This is a genomic window from Pedobacter sp. UYEF25, from assembly GCF_054061655.1.
The window spans coordinates 14,571-36,236 of the sequence record NZ_JBSSEL010000020.1 but is presented as its reverse complement, the minus strand read 5'-3'; the positions used below and the strand labels follow the sequence as shown (position 1 = coordinate 36,236).

At 38.6% G+C, this 21,666-nt stretch carries 13 protein-coding genes; 7 read left to right on the top strand and 6 right to left on the bottom strand.

Annotated elements, in window-relative coordinates:
* Positions 1-150 precede the first annotated feature (150 nt).
* The gene (locus tag ACVWYG_RS16090) at positions 151-738 is read left to right on the top strand and encodes a thymidine kinase (protein ID WP_457271531.1); all 588 of its coding nucleotides are present in this window, start codon (positions 151-153) and stop codon (positions 736-738) included.
* Between the two features lie 19 nt (positions 739-757).
* On the top strand, positions 758-1,564 hold the full coding sequence (locus tag ACVWYG_RS16085; protein ID WP_457271529.1) for an NAD(P)-binding domain-containing protein: 807 nt from the start codon (positions 758-760) through the stop codon (positions 1,562-1,564).
* Here the strand turns inward: ACVWYG_RS16085 and ACVWYG_RS16080 are convergent.
* The 3 genes from ACVWYG_RS16080 to ACVWYG_RS16070 all read right to left on the bottom strand — a co-directional run bounded on the left by ACVWYG_RS16080 (position 1,527) and on the right by ACVWYG_RS16070 (position 9,693).
* Positions 1,527-2,837, bottom strand: a complete 1,311-nt coding sequence (locus ACVWYG_RS16080) for an NAD(P)/FAD-dependent oxidoreductase (protein ID WP_457271527.1) — start codon at positions 2,835-2,837, stop codon at positions 1,527-1,529. The two genes, ACVWYG_RS16085 and ACVWYG_RS16080, sit on opposite strands and share 38 nt — an antisense overlap.
* Before the next feature lie 480 nt (positions 2,838-3,317).
* The gene (locus tag ACVWYG_RS16075) at positions 3,318-6,686 is read right to left on the bottom strand and encodes a DEAD/DEAH box helicase (protein ID WP_457271525.1); all 3,369 of its coding nucleotides are present in this window, start codon (positions 6,684-6,686) and stop codon (positions 3,318-3,320) included.
* 208 nt (positions 6,687-6,894) lie between these two features.
* A complete protein-coding gene (locus tag ACVWYG_RS16070) occupies positions 6,895-9,693 on the bottom strand; it encodes a family 78 glycoside hydrolase catalytic domain (RefSeq protein ID WP_457271523.1) in 2,799 nt (932 codons plus the stop codon).
* Positions 9,694-10,110: 417 nt separating this feature from the next.
* On the opposite strand from ACVWYG_RS16070, the gene pyrR reads away from it, so the two are divergent.
* The 3 genes from pyrR (at position 10,111) to ACVWYG_RS16055 (ending at position 12,701) form a co-directional block, all read left to right on the top strand.
* Positions 10,111-10,656, top strand: a complete 546-nt coding sequence (gene pyrR / locus ACVWYG_RS16065) for a bifunctional pyr operon transcriptional regulator/uracil phosphoribosyltransferase PyrR (protein ID WP_457271521.1) — start codon at positions 10,111-10,113, stop codon at positions 10,654-10,656.
* A gap of 2 nt (positions 10,657-10,658) precedes the next feature.
* Positions 10,659-11,597, top strand: a complete 939-nt coding sequence (locus ACVWYG_RS16060; protein ID WP_457271519.1) for an aspartate carbamoyltransferase catalytic subunit — start codon at positions 10,659-10,661, stop codon at positions 11,595-11,597.
* 234 nt (positions 11,598-11,831) lie between these two features.
* Entirely contained in the window at positions 11,832-12,701 is an 870-nt protein-coding gene (locus ACVWYG_RS16055; RefSeq protein ID WP_457271517.1) for an AraC family transcriptional regulator, read from the top strand.
* A 123-nt stretch (positions 12,702-12,824) separates the two neighbouring features.
* Here ACVWYG_RS16055 and ACVWYG_RS16050 read toward each other — a convergent pair whose 3' ends face one another.
* Both ACVWYG_RS16050 and ACVWYG_RS16045 read right to left on the bottom strand, forming a co-directional pair.
* Positions 12,825-13,949, bottom strand: a complete 1,125-nt coding sequence (locus ACVWYG_RS16050) for a Gfo/Idh/MocA family protein (protein ID WP_457271515.1) — start codon at positions 13,947-13,949, stop codon at positions 12,825-12,827.
* Between the two features lie 21 nt (positions 13,950-13,970).
* On the bottom strand, positions 13,971-14,831 hold the full coding sequence (locus tag ACVWYG_RS16045; RefSeq protein WP_457271513.1) for a sugar phosphate isomerase/epimerase family protein: 861 nt from the start codon (positions 14,829-14,831) through the stop codon (positions 13,971-13,973).
* Between the two features lie 27 nt (positions 14,832-14,858).
* Here ACVWYG_RS16045 and ACVWYG_RS16040 point away from each other — a divergent pair, with 27 nt between their 5' ends.
* Positions 14,859-14,990: a hypothetical protein gene (locus ACVWYG_RS16040; protein ID WP_457271512.1), complete on the top strand. Its 132-nt coding sequence runs from the start codon at positions 14,859-14,861 to the stop codon at positions 14,988-14,990.
* 32 nt (positions 14,991-15,022) lie between these two features.
* On the opposite strand, the gene ACVWYG_RS16035 is transcribed toward ACVWYG_RS16040, so the two are convergent.
* Positions 15,023-17,962, bottom strand: coding sequence for a PVC-type heme-binding CxxCH protein (locus ACVWYG_RS16035; RefSeq protein WP_457271510.1), 2,940 nt, complete (start codon positions 17,960-17,962; stop codon positions 15,023-15,025).
* A 675-nt stretch (positions 17,963-18,637) separates the two neighbouring features.
* Between ACVWYG_RS16035 and ACVWYG_RS16030 the strand changes: the two genes are divergently transcribed.
* Complete coding sequence (locus ACVWYG_RS16030; RefSeq protein ID WP_457271508.1) at positions 18,638-21,661, top strand: tetratricopeptide repeat protein; 3,024 nt, start codon at positions 18,638-18,640, stop codon at positions 21,659-21,661.
* The last annotated feature ends 5 nt before the right edge of the window (positions 21,662-21,666 follow it).

Here is a 21,666-nt window from a genome sequence, read left to right as displayed (position 1 = left end):
ATAAGTATCTCCTCAAAAATAACACTTAATAATGATATTTGTTGGCTTAACGCATTTGTTTATCTCTTGTAATCGAAAGCGTTTGAAGCATTTTAGGTTTTAACATAAGATTAAAAGAGTTTATGCACATTTTAGGGAATCCATATTTGTATGTTATTTAGCGAACAAAATTTTAGGAGAAGAGGCGAATTTTCAGGAAGCATAGAAGTGATTTGCGGATCGATGTTTTCTGGGAAAACAGAAGAATTGATACGCCGATTAAAAAGGGCACAAATAGCGAAGCTTGATGTAGAAATATTTAAACCACGGACAGACAACCGATATCATGACACAAATATTGTATCTCATGATGCCAATTCTATTATTTCTACATCAGTAGAGAGTTCTTCTGCCATTTTATTGCTTGGGGCCAATACGCAGGTCGTTGGCATTGATGAAGCACAATTTTTCGACATTGAATTACTTACCGTTTGCAACAAGCTAGCTGTAAAAGGCGTTCGGGTTATCGTTGCAGGATTAGACATGGATTTTGCGGGTAAACCGTTTGGTCCCATGCCGGCGTTAATGGCCATTGCAGAGCATGTTACAAAAGTTCACGCGGTTTGCGTATGCTGCGGAAATCCGGCATTATATAGTTACAGGACTATTTTAAACAACAGCACGATTTTGGTAGGCGAAAAAGAGAGTTACGAACCGCGGTGTCGGGCTTGTTATCAATTGGGAACCGATTCAAAATAAGTTTAATTAAATCTTCGAAATGCTTGTTACACAAAAAAAATATCAGAAAATTTCTATTTTAGGCTGTGGCTGGTTTGGATTTTCGTTTGCGATCGAACTTCTTAAAAGAGGTTATTCCGTTAAAGGCTCAACTACTTCTGCCGAAAAACTTGACGTATTTTCGCAGGTAGGAATTGTGCCATTTCTTATCGATTTCTCGGCGGATGGAACCCGGAGCAACCGAGATTTTTTTGACGCCGATGTTTTATTTATTTGCATCCCACCTAAACGAAAATCATTAGAGCTGATCGATTATCCAAAGAAAATTGAATCCATCATCAACACGACCAACACAAGCACGAAAATAGTGCTTATAAGTTCTACAAGTGTTTACGGCGACCAGAACAGCACCGTTGATGAGGAAAGTGATACGGATCCGCAAACGGATTCAGGGAAATTGGTTTTAGCCGCCGAAACCATTCTAAGAAAACTCCGTCCTAACCAAGCAACAGTTATTCGATTTGCTGGATTAATTGGCCCTGAAAGAAACCCAGGTCGCTTTTTTGCTGGGAAAAAAAACATACCAAATGGACTAGCGCCGGTAAATATGATCCATCAAAAGGACGCAATTGGCATTGCTTGTACAATCATAGAAAAAGGTGCTTTTGGTAAAATCTATAATGCTTGTGCTACAAACCATCCCTCTAAAATCGTGTTTTATACAAAAGCCGCAGTAGAATCAAAGATGGAAAAGCCAAATTTCTTAGAAGAAAAACTATCCTATAAAATTGTAAAAAGCAAAAATGTTCCTAAATTCTTAAATTATCGATTTGAGGTTGAACTTTAATGAGTGGACTATTTTTTGATTCCCCAATCATAATGCCTTGTGCCTGACCTTGAGCAAAGTAAGCCCCGGCCCAGTTAGATAAAGTTCTAAAACGATTTCTATAATTTGCGAGTAGTACCAAATGAATTAACGACCACGCCATCCATGCCAACCAACCTGTCAACGTAGTTTTTGGAAAAGTTAAATCAGCCACAGCCTTACTGCGCCCAATAATGGCCATTGTTCCTTTATCTAAATAATTAAATGGTTTGGTTTTTTTATTTCTGACCAAGGCGATAAAGTTTTTTGCCATTGCTTTGCCCTGCTGCATGGCTACACTACCAAGTTGCGGATGACCCTTTGGATAGTCTGGATCTGAAGTTTGGATGCAACTGTCACCGATGGCAAAAATGTTTTCCGTTCCTTCTATTTTGCTTAAATTATCCACTTTGAGTCGATTTCCCTTATCGTAACTCTCCTCAGGTAAACCTTTAAATTTGGGCGCAATTACCCCACTCGCCCAAATTAAGGTCTTTGTTTCGATCACATCCCCGTCTTTAAAAAAAACGTTATCACCCCTATAATCCGAAACCATTTTATTCAACCTTACATGCACACCCATCTTCTCTAAAATTTCTTTGGAATATTTTTGAGACTTCTCCTGCATGGTCGGAAGTACAGATTGTGCGCCATCTACCAAATAAATATTTAACTTTTTCCCATCAAGTTCGGGGTAAATGGTTGACAAAATGTTATTTTTCATTTCAGCAATCATTCCGGCAACTTCAACTCCTGTAGGCCCTGCTCCAGAAATAACAATATTCCGCATTTTGCGCTTTTCAGACTCATCTTTAACATACGTATAGCGCTCGGCTTCGCCAATTAAATAATTTCTAAGCACTACTGCTTCATCTACTGTTTTCATAGGAAGCGATTTATCCTCGACATTTTTCATTCCGAAAAAATTACTTTTAGTTCCTGTAGCAATAACCAGATAATCATATTTAAGATCACCAGTTGAAAGCAAAAGTGTATTTTCCTCAGCTTTTATTTCTTCAAGTTCGCCTAATCTGAAACGTAAATTTTCTGTCTTTTTAAACAAAGTTCGAAACGGAATGCAGATGCTAGAAATATCTAATACACCGGTGGCGACTTGATAAAGCAACGGAGGGAAAAAATTATAGTTATTGCGATCTACCAAAGTGACCACTATCCCTTTTTCCTCTCCCAAATATCTCGCGAGATTTATTCCCGCAAAACCACCACCTACAATTACAATATGTTTGTCTTCCATTTTCGGCTGTTTCCCCTCTGAACTAAACTGTCCCTGAAAGTAACACCGGTAGAAGGAATAAAGTTTCCTTTTTAATTTATCGGATCAAAAAATCAATTGGGCTGAATTATTTTCCATCAATTTTTGTGAATAGCCTTTTTACAAATGTTATGGTTTCCAAAAACAGATGGGTCTCCATCCTACCTATAGTTTCGATAAACTTATCGACAGAAATTTTAAAAAATAATTTTACAACGAGAAACAAAAATTTAAGATGCGACTGGATTATAACAGGGTATTTTATTTAGTGCGTACTTGTACCTAGATCGGCCACAGCACAATCAAATGTCACTTATAAGGAAATAAACATTTGCGTTTTTTGCATCGTCGAGCCAATCATTTTATATTGATGGCAATCTGTATTATCGGCCTTTGGTTTAAACTTAAAAAGCCAAAGAACCGGATAAACAATATTTTGGAAGTTGATTAATTTTAAATTTTTTATTCCAATAAGCCCAACAACTCTTGCTTGCTTAGGTTTTTAAAAAAGTTGCCTTCTGTTTGAAATAAATTACTAACTAAATTTTTTTTCTTTGTTTGCAAATCCCTAATCTTTTCTTCAATGGTATTGGGACAGATTAATCGCACAGCCATTACATTTTTTTGCTGTCCAATTCTATAAGCGCGGTCAATTGCTTGGTTCTCTACCGCCGGATTCCACCAAGGATCTACGAGATAAACATAATCTGCTTCGGTCAAATTTAATCCCGTTCCTCCTGCTTTCAAACTAATTAAAAAAACAGCAGTCTTTTTGTCGCTCTGAAAATTATTAACCACTTCTGCTCTATTTTTTGTTTGTCCGGTTAACAATTCAAACCTAATGTTTCTAATTTCTAGCTGTTTTTTGATCAAATTTAACATCCCAACGAACTGCGAAAACACTAAGATTTTATGCTGTCCGGCTTTGGCCTCGATTTGTTCTAAAAGTAACTCAATTTTCGAAGATGCTTGCACGAAACTTTTGCCTTCGCCCAATAGCTCTGCAGAATTGCAAATTTGCCTCAGTTTAGTGATGCTCTTCAAAACGTGTATGGTACTCCTTTGCAAACTTTCGTCGTCTCTACCAAGCAAATAGTCCTGTATTTCCTTCTTGTTTGCCTCGTAAACCTCCCGTTGATGCGTGCCCATTTCGCAATACAACACAATTTCTGTTTTCTCAGGTAATTCTTTGGCAACCTGTTCTTTTGTTCTTCTTAAAATAAAAGGTTTGATGAGTTTTTGCAGTTCTGCTGTCCGCTTTCCATCGCTAAACTGATCAATCGGCGTCGAATATAAATCAGAAAATTGCTGTTTGCTGCCAAATAAGCCTGGGCAGGCGAACGATAGTTGACCGTATAGATCGAATGTATTGTTTTCTACGGGAGTGCCAGTCATCACGATTCTATTTCGTGCCTGCAATAACTTGGCTGCCTTATAGCGCTGTGAAGATGGATTTTTGATGTTTTGAGATTCATCCAATACCACATAATTAAATTTAAAACTTTTCAGAAAATTGATGTCAGATAACAACGTACCGTAAGACGTAATCACAAGTTCATAATTGCTGAGCATTGCTACATCAAGTTTGCGCTCGTGCCCATACAAAATTTTTAAAGTAAGCGAGGGTGCAAATTTTGCAATTTCTTCTTTCCAGTTAAAAATCAGTGAAGCCGGTACAACTACTAAATTGGTTACTTGACCATATTTCTCTCTCTGCGAAAGGAAAAAAGCTAAAATTTGGATGGTTTTTCCAAGGCCCATATCGTCTGCCAAACAAGCACCAAAGCTTAAATCGTCTAAAAAATTCAACAAATTTAAACCGTCGTGCTGGTAATCTCTAAGCGTTGCAGTTAAGGCATTTGGTACGCTTATAGCAGATGTATTTGGCTCGGCATCAATCTTTTTTTGATAATGAGTTACCTCATTGCGCAACGTTTCATCTTGCAAAAAGCCGTCGTATAACTGTTCTATATCGTTATACCTAATTTTCGGAATGAGCAAACAATCATCAACTACATCGCCAGCGGCAAAGTAATCTGCAAACTTAGCCATCCAAGCTTCTGGAAGGATACCTTGTGTACCATCATCTAGCGAAACGAATTTACTTTTGTTCCGGATAGCCTTGTGCAAATGTTTTAATGCAACCTGCTGTTTCCCGAATTTAACTTGCATTTTAGTTTCAAACCAATCGGTTCCGCTTAAAACCTCTATATTGATGGCTGCATTAAATTGATTTAACTTATTGTTTTTTAATTGATTAAAACCAAATATCTGGATATCCTTGCTGCGCCACGTTTCAAAAGCGTCCAAAAACCATTCTATTTCTAAAAAATGTTTTCGATGCAGGTAAAAGGAATCTTCTGTTTCTTGCTCGTAAAAATACGGGTGTTGTTTCAATACGTTGGCTATGAACTGAAGTTCTTTCGTTTCATTTCTCCCTAGCGTAAAAATTTTACCTAATTTATCTGTTGCTTGTATTTGCTTTCGCGATAGAACAGGAACTTCGATGTTTCCGTAAACCATTACCGGCGTTATCAGCACAAATTCCTCTGACTCTGATAAATATACGCGGCATTCCTCTTCCAAATCAAATCCCTTTTCTTCTATCTGGGTTTTGGTTGCAGGTTTTAAATAGGCGTAATTTACCCTAATGCTTGTTTCCAAGGGGATTAAGATCGTTTTTTGAAACGCTGCATATTTAGTTTTGTGCAAAGCCAAACGGTTACCCTGCATTCTAAAATATCCTATTACTCGCAGAAAATCCAATCGCGGAATGAGGTATAGAGATTTTTCGACAGTGACAAAATACTGCAGTTTAAGCTGCACTTTATCAAAGTCATGGGCTTTTCCATTAACGATTAAATGACCGGTGATTTCAAAAAAATCACCTTTTTGCTCCACAAGCAAATTTATATCCAAAGGTTTGGCGCAAACTTTTACAGGTGTTAACGCATCTTGAGGATTTCGAAACATCCGCTCATCTTGCAAATAGGTAGCGAAGCCTAGAGGATTTTTAACGATTATTTTAAGCGCATTAAGTCTTTGTTCACTTTCTGCCTCGTCAAAATTTTGCTCAAAACTAGCTACAGCGCTGAAAAACCTGATATGGTCCTTTTCTTCAGCATGCAATGCCAAGGAAGCTGCAGAAATCGTGTCGATTGGATTCTTCAACTTTCCGTTTTTCGAGCGCCGAGTTTCCAAAATTGAGATTGTTAAACTCTTAAAATGTTTATGTTCGGCAAATACCAATATTAAATTTTCTGAAGCTCCTAAAGTGCCTAAATTTCTCTTTTTAGCCGCGGGTAACAGCCTTACCTTCAACTGTTCCTGCTCTTCAGTTCCAAAAGCGATAAGTTGTTGGGTTATTGGTTTGATTGTGTATGTTGATTGGGTTAGGATCACCTCAAAAAAATCATCCAGCTTCAACTCGTTTTCCAGTCCGTAAGCAAAAGCAATCGTTCTTACTTTTTGTTTTCGAAACCGATCATCAAAAAATATGCGAAGTTCTTCTCGTTTTAAAATGTTAAACAAAGTCCTAGCTTGGTGCGTACATAGCCACTTTTTCGTTTGCTCACACCTGCAAGAGAGCACTATTTGTGTTGGGGATTGCTTAATTAAAACTGGCGGGTGAGCATCGTTTAAATCTGCGAAAGCGGCAAAATCTACTTCGATTTGCGCAACAACTAAACGTAAAAAATTCGTTTCATCAACATAAATAGAATAATTGATATGCTTCAAAATCAACACTTCAGTTAAATCTCTTAAATTGAAATCCTCAATGATAAAGTCGAATGGATGAACTTTGCTTTCGTCGCTATTTATTAAATGCATTGCTACGAAGATAAGCGAAATTAAAAATGACCAAAAATAAAAGTTTGATTAAGAACGTCTTATTACACCTGCCTAACAGTATAACTTCTTATTTAAAACAACGGGAATCACCTTTTCAATTTGAGATTTATAAAAAAAAAATTATATGTTTATGGATGATTGCTCTCGGCAAAGCCAGTTAGAAATTGCGTATATTGTAAGGGCTCTGTCAATCTGTAGAAAAGGAATAACTTCCGGAGCCAACCTTAAAGATTGAAAAGCCATTCTCCGTCTTTAAGAATTCGACACCAACTGTATTTTTTGCACTTCTTCCTTCTTCTTTTACCTCCTTATTTTGGATGTTGGGAAAATAAACGACTCCTTTGCTGTTGACCGGCACTTCTACATTAAATTCGAACCCTGTCTGTTTCTTTTTCCAGGCAGACTTGATTATTCCGTAAGGCGATTTATAGCTCGCGTTTGCAAAAGTTACGTCGCCAACAACGGCAGGTTTGAATTCTATTTCTTTAAAAGCAATAGAATTATTTGCTGCTTTTATACCTGCCAGACCGCTGTAAAGCCATTCCATTAAATGTCCTAACATAAAGTGATTATTTGAAACGAACCCGTACGCTTGCCAAGATTCTGTAAGTGCTGTGGCACCATGAGCGAGCTGCCAACCATATCCTGGTACATCAAAACGGCTATTCATATCAAAAATCACATCCGATCGCCCGGCATCCTCAAGCACTCGTAAAACGTACCTGTAGCCAACATCTCCTGCTGTTAAAGCATTGTTACGACCTTTAATTTCCTGGACGAGATTTTCTATCACCGCTCCCTTGTCTTCTTCATTTACCAAACCAGTATAAACTGCCATTGCGTTTGCGGTTTGGCTACCAGTTGCATATTGTTTTGTTTTAGGATTAAAAAATGCTTTATTGAAAGAGGCGCGAACTTCCTTTGCTAGATGTTGATATCGAATTTCGTCCTCAGGTTTATTCAATAAGGTGGCAATTTTTGTAAGAATTCTCAAATCGTAATAATAAATGGCGGTTGCAGTAATGCCTTTCGGTGTTAACTGCGATTCTCCTGGACTCTTAGGGCCAATATCGAACCAGTCGCCGAGCCCGTGGGTAAGTATATTATCTGACGTTTTAGACTGCAAGTAGCTGATGTATTTTTGCATCATAGGATAACTTTCTCTCAGTATTTGACTGTCGCCATACCACTGATAAGTGTACCAAGGAACAATTATGCCACTACTTCCCCACTCTGGCGAATCTCTGAAACCACCATCAAATTCTACATACTCTGGTGCAATATCTGGTATTAGGCCATTCGAAGTCTGTGAAATTATCATATCACCAGTTATTTTCTCATACAGCGTTGTCACATTGTAATTGTAAGAAATAGAGGCGCCCATTAGATGTGCCTCCTCCAACCAACCAAGCTTTTCGCGGTGTGGGCAGTCAGTCAATACGCTCATCATGTTACTTCTTATTGCCCAATCTATTAAGGTTTTGGTGCGATTAAACAATTGGTTGGAACAATTAAAGGTGCCCATTCTGGCAGCAGAATTGCGCACATGTAAATTTGTTAATTCATGAATAACTGGCAAGTAATCTGGATTCGATTTACCTTCTGGGACAGCTCCTTCTACCTGCACGTATCGAAATCCGTAATAAGAAAAACGTGGATGCCAGCTCTCCTTTCCAACTCCATTTAAAGTGTATTGGTAATAGCTTGGTTGACCGCTAGCTGACTGGTTAACTGTTCCATCATCATTTAACAACTCCGCTGGCGTAAGTTTTACCTGAGCATTTTTTTTACCGCTAACTAATAGTTGAGGTATGGCTGATGCATTTTGTCCCATATCGTACACCCACACGCCTGGTTTAGGTTGTGATATTTTTTTTGTGTTAAATCGCTCGAAAATTTTGATTGGCTCTTGCGCCTGGGAACTAAGCAAAGGTGAACCAGTTGTGATGATTGCCTTTTTCCATCCTTTTGCATTAAAAGCCGGTGTGTCCCAACCTTTTTTTTCTAAATTGGCGTTAAAATCTTCCCCTCCATAAATGCTGCTGTATGTTATTGGCCCGGCTGCCACTTTCCACTGATCATCTGAAATTATATTTTCTGTACTTCCATCGGTATATTGTAGCACCAAACGGCAGATCATTTTAGGATATCCAAATGCGCCTGTAATTTTGCGGTATCGCTCTCTTGGGATATAATAAAACCCGTTGCCTAACATTACTCCAAGTGTATTTAAACCTTGCGAAAGTTGTTGCGTAACATCAAAAGTAACGTATTGAGCCTGTTTATCATATTTGGTCCAGCCGGGATCTAAAAAATGATCTCCTATTTTCCTACCGTTTATGCTCAGGTCAAAATGACCGAGCCCGGAAATATACATGGTCGCCCGCTCTATCGGCCTATTGACATTTATGGTTCTTCGAAGCAGTGGAAGGATATCTTTTCCAGAACCCCATTCAGGTTTTCCCAATCCGTGTACAGCTGGGACTATCTGTTGCGCAACTGCTAAAGTATCAAATCCAATCCAATCCGCCCCTTTCCAGTCGGCAGTTTTTAAAAGACCCATTTGCCAAAAAGCTGGCTTACTCCAAGCTGAAATATTGCCTTTATTGTCCCATACCCTTACTTTCCAATAATATCTTTTTGCGGCTTGAAGCGCTTTACCATGATAGATTACGTAAATAGATTGTGCATCATTTACCTTTTTAGAATTCCATACTGATGCTTTATCTCGGTCTAGATCTGCCTTGTTTTCGGCAACCAAAATTTGATAGGCCCGTTGAGAAACGTTGCGGTTTTTTGAAGTGATTATCCAACTAAAAGCGATTTCTTTTATATCTACTCCAAGCGGATTTGTGCGACTGTTACATTTTACGGTTTCAATATTGATTTGTTTGGTTTGGGCACGGCAATTTCCGTCTTTGTAAAAGCCGGTAGAAATTAAAAGGAAAACTGAAAGCAATAAATCATTTAACAGACTTCTAATCATAATTATAATTTAAACATCTATAATTCTTTTTCTTGGAGAAGCATTCGGCTAGTTTCGCAGAATTTTAATCTTTAAAACCACATACGACTGGATCTTCATAGTTATTTTTCAGCTGCAGTTTCCATGCTATTAAATACGCAAATCAATAATAATACAATATTACTGAAAATCCATCCTGCACTGTTCTGCCTTTTCACACCTTACTATGGCAGCTTGCAAATTTTTTTCCTTTAATCAAATTGCAACTGAGTATTTACTGAAATAACCAAATAAAAACAGGGGGAATATCAAGAAAAATCGACTTGTAAAATCTCCCTTTTGATTTATTCTCAAATTTAAAAGTGTTTTCAAACCGAAGGACAAGCACAACAATTTGAGGTTTAAGTTTTTTCTCTATATTTGCACAATCTTTGTCCAATGCAACAAAAAACACTTTTAGACGATCGGAAAATAGAGATCACGATCAAACGTTTGTGCCGTGAATTGATAGAAAATCACGATGATTTTACAAACAGTGTGTTAATTGGTATCCAACCTCGAGGCATCTACTTAGCCAATCGCATACAACAAGAGTTAGAACATATTCTTGGTGATAAAAAAATTTTAAAAGGAAATTTAGACATTACTTTTTACCGTGATGATTTTAGGCGAAAAGACACACCTTTGAATGCGAGCAGCAATTCGATCGACTTCTTAATGGAAGGTAAAAAAGTGGTCTTAATAGATGACGTACTTTGGACTGGAAGAACAATCAGGGCTGCACTGGATGCACTATTGTCTTATGGCCGGCCAGAAAAAGTTGAGTTATTAGTACTGATTGATAGGAGATTTAGTAGACATTTGCCAATAGAAGCGGATTATATTGGTCATCAAGTTGATAGCTTAGATTCTCAGCACGTTAAAGTAAGCTGGGCCGAGCAAGATGGGGAAGACAAAGTGTTACTATTATTAGATAAGAAATAACAATGGCAATAGAAAAATTATCTACTAGGCATTTATTAGGAATCAAAGACATCAATCGAGATGACATTGAATTGATTTTCGAAACTGCAGATAATTTTAAAGAAGTGATCAATAGGCCAATCAAAAAAGTGCCTTCACTGAGAGACATTACCATTGCTAATATTTTTTTTGAAAACTCTACACGTACCAAGTTATCTTTCGAGCTTGCAGAAAAAAGACTTTCTGCCGATGTGATTAATTTTGCAGCTTCTTCCTCTTCGGTTAGTAAAGGGGAGACTTTGGTTGATACGGTAAATAACATTTTATCTATGAAAGTAGATATGGTAGTAATGCGCCATCCTTACGCAGGTGCCGGACAGTTTTTAAGCAAACATGTAAAAGCTCAAATTGTAAATGCCGGAGATGGCGCGCACGAACATCCAACACAGGCTTTACTAGATGCCTTTTCCATCCGACAAAAATTAGGTGGGGTTGCTGGAAAAAAAGTGGTAATTGTTGGAGACATTCTACACTCGCGTGTGGCAGTTTCAAACATCCTTTGCTTGCAACAGTTAGGTGCCGAAGTGATGGTTTGCGGGCCAACTACTTTAATCCCAAAGTACATAGAACAACTTGGTGTAAAAGTAGAACATAACCTCAACAAGGCATTAAATTGGTGCGATGTAGCCAATATGCTTCGCATACAATTGGAGCGTCAGGACATTAAATATTTTCCATCTCTAAGAGAATATGCAATGATGTACGGATTGAACAAGCAAATTTTAGACAACCTTGATAAGGAGATTGTAATTATGCATCCTGGTCCAATAAACCGGGGGGTGGAAATTACCAGTGATGTAGCAGATAGCAAACAATCCATTATTTTAGAACAGGTAGAAAATGGTGTTGCCATTAGAATGGCGATACTTTATCTATTGGCAAGCCAGCGGGAAGGCGGTTAAAATTGCGTCAATTAAAACACATACATAAAGTTAGTCTTCCTATTCGTTTTTAATTTTGTGAGCCAATGAACGGGAAATTTAACTCAACGTCAGGTAAGCAAAGTTTCTGGTAAACAAAATCTCCCGATTAGAAAAAGTCTGATGAAATGATTGTTGAGGGTAAAAAAATTTGGCCACGCGTTGTAGGACATTTGTGGCTAGATCTATGCCTTTTCTGTCTAAAAATAACACCTAATGAAAGCTGCCATTCACAAATCGTCAATCCCTGAATCGCAAATATTTATGATTAAATATTTGGAGGACAATTTTTTCGATCCGGTCTGGCACTCTCATTCAGAATACCAGTTGTTTGTCCCGCTGGAAGGAACGGGAACCAGATTTATAGGCGACAGTATCAAATCGTTTGAGCCCAATGAGCTGATACTTATGGGATCTAATTTACCTCATCTTTGGAGAAGTTATGATGCTTATTTCGAAAAGAATAGCAGGTTGAAAATACGCGGCATTGTTATTTATTTACAAGAAAGTTTGCTAGGAGAACACTTGATGAACAAGGATGAACTTGTACAGCTCCGCAAGCTTTTCAAAAGATCGCAGCGCGGATTAGAGTTTTATGGGCAAGTAAAGAGGGAGGTGATTGAGCTGATGCATGAGTTGTTATCGCTTAGCGGGCTAGAATCTTTCATTCATTTTCTAAAAATATTGCATCTACTCACAACTACCAAAGAGTATCATTTTATATCGCATAACGAATATACGCTTCCACTTAAAAAAGATGAAACAGACCGCATGAGTAGCGTCTATGAATATATTTTTAAAAACTATCGCAAAAAAATTCATTTAAATGAACTGGCTGATCTATTGTTCATGACACCAACCTCATTTAGTCGGTATTTTACGGCAAGCAATAACAAGGGATTTGCAAAATTCATCAGTGAATTGAGGATAAAGCATGCTTGTAAACTCCTTATAGACACGGATTTAAGCATAGAAATGATTTCCGAGCGGTCAGGCTTTAAAACACTATCCAACTTTAACAAACAGTTTAAAGAGGAGATGAAAAAGAAACCTTCTGAATACAAAAAAGAGTTTCTAAATCTATAGAAATGTCAACGCCTTTCTATTTAATAAATACTTCGCGAGCTTCAGTGATAATTAAACAATAATCCGCATAAAATCTCAAAGCACGACACATTTTCTTCAAGATGATGCAATTGGTAAGATTTCTCAAAGAGACTGATCTGTTAGCGTAAAATCCGGAAGATTTATTTTTTTTCCATTGTCCATTGCAGATTCGTGCGCCAAGATACCTACACAGGTAATATTCGCCGATTGCCTTGCGTTTGGAAATGGCTGTCGGTGGTTAACCAATGCCGATACAAACTCATTCACCAAGTGCGGGTGCGAACCGCCGTGTCCCGAACCTTGAATAAACGATAAATGCTGATTGCTATTGGCATCGTAAACGCCACCGGTAGTAAATGCCTGAATTTCCGTTGGCAACAAATGTGCATAATCCGGAATAGTTACCTTTTCCGGCACCTCGCCGGTGTGAATTACAGATTGCTCCCCCTCAACCAGTGTCCATTCGAACGTTTTCTTCGACCCATATACATCAAAACTCTCTCTATACTGCCTAGCGGTATTAAATAACGATCGGGTAACTTCTGCTGACAAGTCGGAATCGGCAAATTTAATGTGGCAGCTTTCCACTGCAAATGGCGATCCATACTTTTCTACCAAAGACTCATCTATCCTCCCCGAACCGAAGCAGGAAACATATTCGGCATCAGCTTTTGCTAGAGCCAACACAGGGCCAACGCAATGCGTTGCATAGTGCATTGGCGGAAGTCCTTCCCAATAACCTGGCCATCCTGCCATTTCCTGCTGATGTGATGCCCGTAAAAATTGCAATTTGCCCAGTTCTCCTTTTTCATATAGTTCCTTTACGAAAAGGAATTCTCGACTGTATATGACGGTTTCCATCATCATGTAAGTAAGGCCCGTTTCTTTAACTGCCTCTACTATCAGGCGGCATTCTTCTACTGTTGTCGCCATTGGCACGGTGCATGCCACATGTTTACCCGCACGTAACGCCTTTATAGCCTGCGCGGCGTGGCTTTTTATTGGCGTATTGATGTGCACCGCGTCTACTTCTGGGTCGAGCAACAGTTCATCGTAATCCGTGTAGCGTTTTTCTATGCCGAAAGCATCGCCAACCTGGTTCAATTTGGTCTGGTCGCGCTGACAAATGGCATACATATTTGCATTGGGATGATGTTGATAAATGGGGATAAACTCAGCCCCAAAACCTAGACCAACGATAGCGATGTTGAGCTTTTTATTTTCCATATTCCTTTTAATTTTTGAGCGCTATTTTGCCCAGTTCTTTAAAAATGCTAAACCTTCTGACGCAAATTTATCTTGACTCTCCGCTAACGGACGCCAAATACAAACTGCTTGTGCCAGTTCCTTATTGTCGGGCGTAAAACTTTCTATCGATACAGTACCATTATAATTAATGGCCTCTAACCCGCGGCGATAAGCGGCCCAATCGCTTTGTCCGGTACCGGGCGTACCGCGGAAGTTTTCTGCAACTTGCACATGTATCAATTTATCGCCTGCCAGTTTTATAGCTTCTTCGATATTGCGTTCTTCGATATTCATATGAAAACCATCCAGGATAATTTTCGCAGCCGGATGATTAATGTCATTAATCATCCGAACTACATCTGACGCAGTATTAACCAGATCAGACTCAAATCTATTCAGAGGTTCTAGCGCAATTTCCAACCCGCGTTCTGCTGCCATTTGGCAAACCTTCCGAAGATTTTTTACGGCCAGATTCCACTCCTCTTTCCGCTGTTCTGGCAACAACATTCTCGTTTTGCCAACGGCCGAATACATCGGCCCCGCAAAAAATTTGCAATCCCACAAAATACATAAATCTAAACAATCCGCAATGTATTTAAAACAAACCTCATGGATTTTCGGATCCTCGTTTGTGAGGTCTCTGCTTGGGCCAAAGGCGCCACATATAATGGCTCTTAAGTTATATTTTGCTAGCCCTTGTCTCACCGCTTCTCCATCTATCAATGCCGGATCCTCGACAGCAATCTCAATCACATCAAAGCCCATAGCGGCAACCTTAGGAAATAGTTCTTCTATTGATGCCGTTTTAAATGGCGATGTGAATAGCCAAGTGCTTACACCAAATTTTACTGGTAATGACATAGTTTATTTTAATAAAGGCAGCATCCGATGTTTTGGATTTATCGAGTAACCGCAGGCTGTGCCCGCATTCGTTCGCAGCGAGTAAAGGGAAAACAGCATCCAAAAGAGGATTTTCATTTCGTATTTATCGTAGATGCTGCGCCGATTGAATTTCTTTAATTTGCTACCGCCGCAGGTATGAATTTTTCAAATTATTTTACAACTTTCATCATCCCATTCATCATACGCCAATGTCCTGGAAATGAGCATATGAATGGATAATCGCCAGCATCTGCAGGTACCCTGAACTTTAGTTTGTAGGTCTCCTGGGGATTAATAAGCTTAGTGGCAAACAACACTTCGGGCATTTTAGGAATATAATTTTGCTCGATGCCTTTTGGATCTTGCGCCAACTTATCAGCAGCTGAACCCACTTTTTCCATAGTTCCTTTTTGCAGTATTAATAAATTATGTTGCATAAAATCGGGATTCGAAAAAACAACCTCAACCATACTCCCAGCTTTCACTGTGAATGTTTTTAAATCGTACTTCATGGCATTTTGGACCACCGATATTTTTACTGTTTGATCGACGGTTGCGCGAGAAGTTTGCTCCTTTTCTGTAGCGGCCAAGTTGGCTGCTTTTACTTCTGCTCCATAACCTTTTACATGTGTAGCCATCGCAATAGGTATGGCCCTACTAAGCCAATAATCGTCCGCGTTTTGAGGAACCTTTTGAGCGGCACCTAAAAGCGTGCCCATTTCCTCAGACGCTGGCATATCTGCAATTGTTAAAAACGCAGCCAACCTAGTGTTTAGGTTGATGTCATTTAACAGACCGGCCTGTTGTATTGCCCTCATAGATCGTACGGTAAATGGCAAAACCTGTAATGCCGCTTTGCGAACGCCCGCAGCTGAGTGCTTTAATGCGCCCTCGGCAACGGCCAATGCTTCTGTATTCGATCCGTCTAATAAGCCCAAACCATTTAGCGTCCAAAGCGCATGGATTGCAGGGGCGTTAATGCCTATAGCATCAACGGAGTTATCATGAATGAGCTCGTATAATTGTGGTGCCAATTGCTTATATCCTCCTTCAACTATCAAGCGTTGGGCAGTAATCCGCCAAAACATATTATCACTTTTTAAACCTCTTAAAAGTTCTTCAGGCTTGTTTCGATCCAGTTTTGTTATTGGCGATGGTTTTGCCCCATCATAAACGATGCGGTAAATACGTCCGTGTGTACGATCGCGCAACGGGTTGATGTAAGCATTGCCTTTTCCGTTTTCAAATCCTTTTGGGGTTGGGTTGTGCTGAATGATAAAATTATACCAATCGCTTACCCAAATTGCTCCGTCGGGGCCAACTTCTGATTGCACAGGTGCCATCCATTCGTCTGCACTTGCTAAAAAATTCCAGCCGTCTTTTTCCTTAAAACCAGAACCATCTGGCTCCAAGATGGCCCGATGAATAACACGACCGGTGGGTTCATTCACAAACCCAATTCTGTTCCAATATTCTTGGGGAAAGTTTCTTGCTGTGTATAAATTATGTCCGGCCGCAGCTGTAAAACCATTAAAAACATCCACTTGACGTAAGTTTTTAGTGACCACATGCATGCCGTAATGTCCTTCTATTTTTTTAACAGACTCCATGCCTGGCATTGCCAATCTTTTTAAATAAGGCAACGGGATTCCCAAATAATCGCTGTGGGAGTTATTGGCCGTTGAAACAAAAACATCAAAATTCTCAGAAAAGCCCAATCCCCAAGTGTTGTTGCTCGTCGACCCTAAATGTTCCAACTTTTTTCCATCTGGTGTAAACCGATAAACAGCCTGACTAAAGTTAAATTTCTCGCTGCCAACTGAACCGTTGTAGCCAGAGTAGCCGACTGTTCCCCAAATTTTATTATCCAAACCATATTTTAAGTTTGATGGACCAGCATGCGTGTCGCTCTTACCCCAGCCAGAAACAAGCTTCTCACGTACATCTGCTTTGTCATCGCCATTGGTATCTTTAAGAAATAGAAAATCTGGAGCCTGTGCAATAATAACACCACCTCGCGCAAATACAATGCTGGTAGGAATGTTTAGCTTATCTGCAAAAATGGTAAACTTATCTGCTTTACCGTCGCCGTTTGTATCTTCGCAAATCTTTATCCGGTCATTTCCTTCGCCGGTAGTCTCTCTAACCGTGTTCGGATAATCTATGGTTTCTAGTATCCATAAACGCCCACGTTCGTCCCAGGCCATTGCAATAGGCTTCTCAATATCGGGTTCAGCAGCGAATAATTGCATTTTAAACCCGACAGGAATTTGAGTCAATAGTTGCGACTCGACAGGCGACAAAGGTGCCTGCAATTTTGGCGCTGGATCTCGTTTCTCATAGTTTGGAATGTCTGCTATGGTATAGGCAGGGTTCGGCTTTCTCAGTTTGTCCAAATCCTTTTCTGCATCTTTACCGACGGCCCATACCACGCCATTTTTTAACAGTTGCAAAAATCCTGGTGTTTTCCAAGTGCGTTCGTCGTGGCCATATGCGGTGTAAAAAACCCGACCTTTGCCATAGGTATTGGTCCAGGTATAAGGTTCGTGATGATCGCCCTCTACACGTTCGGTCAATACATGAATGTTTTTGTTGATTTTGGCATGCACATAAGTTTCATCCCAAGTGGTAAAGGGTTCAATGCCTTTCATAATTGGGTGTTTTTTATCAACAATTACCATTTTAAAGGAATCCGTTTTATGACTGATAAACTGGCCGCCCATCATTTTTACGATCTCGTCTGAATTGCGAAAACAATAAGACGCACAGTGAATTGGAATAAATCCCTTTCCACTTTTTACGAATTGCAACAACGCTTTCTCTTGTGATTTAGCGATGGTATCATAATTGGCATAAAGCATCAGACCGTCATATTTCGATAGCGTGCTGTCGTTCAAATCTTCTAAATTTGTCGTGTAGGTAATGTTTATTCCATCTTTAAAAAAAGACTGCTGGACAAGTTCGGCCAATTTACCAGATTCGTGGTGCTCTGCCGTGTGACCCAAAAACAGAATTTCTAGTCTCCGCGGTGGTTCCGACTTATTATAGCTTGCTTTAAAACTGAAGAGTGCTACTATACAGACTGCTGTTATGACGATGTATTTTTTCATGAAAACAAAAAATTAAATATACTTTTAATCGTGAATCAATGTTCGGTAACCAATGACATAGCTACCAGTATTTCTATTGGTTTGACCAAAGCCCTATTTTAACTTCAGACATTTGGCTGCGTAGATAATTCGTGTATTTGCTCCGATACACACTTATCCCTAAATAACAGAATTAAGAGTAAAGAGACTGACGCTTTTAAAAAGACTTTGTGAAGTAACTTTATAAGAAAGGCTCAACTCATATTCGGTATAAAACAAATATAGCGTTCTAATCTTTTTCTATCTTATCATAATCCGACTGTATTTTGTCATTTCTTGTGAACATCTGCGCTAAATGATGAGATTTAGAATTGGTTAAATTCGATTAGTTCGTTTTTTCGCTAGGCGAACCGTTGTTTTAAGATAAAAAGGAAGTATGTTTCGCTCAGTCTGCTTTATAGGTTGCTTGCTAATGATAAACTTTATTTGTGGCTTTACAGATTTTTAAGCATACTAAACGCAAACAGGTTAACGATTTTAAAGAAGCAAATTAATTTTCCTTTAGATTTGATTTGCAACATTTTTAAAGTTAGCCCGTTAAGAGGGGCAAGCGCATTGTTGTTAACAGTTGTTAGTTACTTCTGTTGATAAGCTTGCTTTCTATTTATAATTTAGTAGCCACCATATTTGAGACTAATGCAGAAAAAACACTTACTCATCCCGCTATTTTTGGCAGGGAGTTTTACTACATATGCACAGGTTAGCGCCGTGCAAACTTTAAATAAAAACTACCAAGATGGCTTAGAGTTATTACAAAAAGAAAAATACACCGCGGCTTCGCAGCAATTTAAGTTGGTTCAACAAGAGCGGTTTAAACCGTCTACCTTATTACAAAATAGTGCAGAACTTTCTTTGATAAAGGAGAATGCTAAATTTTATTCAGCTGTTTGCGCACTGGAGCTTACCAATAGCGATGCAGAAGATCTATTTCGTGACTTTATTAGAGATTATCCGTTAAACCCAAATACCAAACTGGCCTATTTTTTTGTTGGAAAATCTTATTTCGATCAAAAAAATTATACAAAGGCATTGGAATGGTTTGAAAAAGCAGATCCTTCCAGCCTTTCCGGAAGTCAGCGATTAGAGTATCAATTTAAAGAGGGATATGCGTATTTCGAGCAAAAAGATTATGAGAAGGCTGAACCACTTTTCGAAAGCGTAAAAAAAGAGAAAGGCGATTATCAAGAAGGTGCAACTTATTACTTCGCATACATCAACTATTTAAAAAAAGAATATAAAACAGCACTTGCCAATTTCGAGAAATTAAAAGGTTCGCCAACCTACGAAGCTAGTTATCCTTATTACATCACCTCGATGTATTATTTAGATGAGCGTTATGACGATGTGATTGACTATGGATTGTCTTCTATAAACAAGACCAAACAGCAGTTTGAGCCAGAAATATTAAGTTTAGTTGCCGCTTCTTATTTTGCCAAAAACGATTTTAAAAATGCTGAAAAGTATTTTAAAGCGTTTTATGAAAAAGACACCAACGACAATAAAAATAACCTTTTTATCTATCAATTCGGATATGCATTATATCAAAATAAAAAGCCAAAAGAAGCTGTTTCAATATTAGAAAAACTCACCGCAGATGATGTATACCTGCAAAACGGCATGTACACGTTAGGTAGAATTTACTTAGACCTAGGAAACAAAGCGAAGGCTCAAAGTGCTTTTTTTAGGTCTTCTAGGTTGGATTTTGATAAAAACATTAAAGAAGAAGCTTGGCTTGCATATGCAAAGTTGAGTTATGAATTAAATTATTCCCAACAAGCTTTAGACGCTACACAAAGTTTTTTAAAGCAATTTCCAAATTCTCGTAAAATTAATGAGGCCAAAACATTGCTTGGCGAGGTTCTATTAACGACTAAAAACTATCAGGCGGCAGTAGATATTCTCCAACCAATTGTAGAGAAAACACCCGAAGCAGAAAGTGCATATCAAAAAGTAACTTATTTTAGAGGATTAGAGTTTTACAATGAGCGTGCCTTCCCGAATGCTTTATCAATGTTCTTACGTTCTGGGAAATATCCGAAAGACAATGAAATTTCTGCCTTGGCTACGTATTGGAAAGCGGAATCCATGTACGAATTGCGTAAATACGGAGAATCCGTTCAGACTTTCGAAACATTTTTAAGCATGCCCGATGCAAATAAGACTGGCGTATATAATTTTGCAAATTATGCACTGGCTTATGCGGCATTCGAAGGTGAGAAATATGGTAAGGCGGCAAGTTTTTTCGAAAAGTTTTTGGCTGGCAGTGATAAGGATCAAAAAACAATTGATGATGCCACGATTCGGCTTGCCGATTCTTACTTTGTAGAGAAAAAGTATGATGCAGCGATGGCTGATTACAATATCATCATCAGCAGAAAAACGGATGCGGCAGATTATGCGCTGTTCCAAAAGGGAATGATTCAAGGACTAGAAACCCAATATGACGCAAAAATTGCGACCATGCAAAGCTTGCTAAGTCAGTTCCCTAATTCTAACTATGCTGATGACGCAGGTTTTGAAACTGCCTATACTTACTTTAACAAAGGCGATTTCGACAAATCAAAAAGTGATCTAACAGATTTAATTGTTAAATATCCGCGCAGCAGTTATGTAGCAAAAGCTTTGGTAACGATTGGCTTGGTTCAATACAATCAGAAAGAAGATGATGCCGCAGCCACAACTTTTAAAAAGGTCATTGCTGAATATCCTAGTGCAGACGAAGCAAAGCAGGCTATGGAATCTATTAAAAATATTTATTTAGATAAGGGTGATGCAAATGGATTTATCGCCTATGCAGAAACAACTCCTTTAGGCAACTACAGCAATTCTGATCAAGACAATATTGTATTCAGCGCCGTAAATAACCTATATCTACAAGGCAAATTCCCTGCCGCATTTTTGGCTGTAAATGCTTATTTTGACAAGTTTCCGAAGTCTATACACGAAAAACAAGCTAAATTTATCCGAGCAGAAAGCCTAGTAAAAATGGACAGACCCGAGGATGCAATTCCAGATTATGAATTTATTCTAAATGATTGGACGAGCGATTATACGGAGCAAAGTCTGGTCAGTATTTCTCAATTATTTTTAGATCAGAAGAAATATAATGAAGCAATTGTTTATTTAAAAAGATTAGAAACTACCACCGATTATAAAGCACGTTATGGTTTTGCAATAAATAATTTATTGAAAGCATATACGGCCTTAAATATGCCAGATGACATGTTAAAATATGCGAAACTGGTAGGTGGATCTGAAAAAGCATCAGAAGAAGAAAAACATAGCGCAGGTTTATATGCAGGAAAAGCTTACCTGTTAAAAGGAGACACCACCAATGCGTTAAAAGAATTCAAGAGCGTGGTAGACAGTACCAAAACCATTGCTGCAGCAGAATCTCAATACAATCTGGCGCTCTTAGAATACAATAAGGGTCAGTATAAAACATCTACAAAAAGCTGTTTCAAGGTTATAAATGATATGGCATCATATGATTACTGGGTTGCCAAATCTTTCCTTTTATTGTCTGATAATTATGCAGCACAGGGTGATGCATTGCAGGCAAAAAGTACGCTGTTGAGTATTATTGATAATTACGAAACTAAGGATGACATTATTCCCACAGCGAAAGAAAAATTAGAAAAACTAAACAAGAAGAAGTAAGAAAG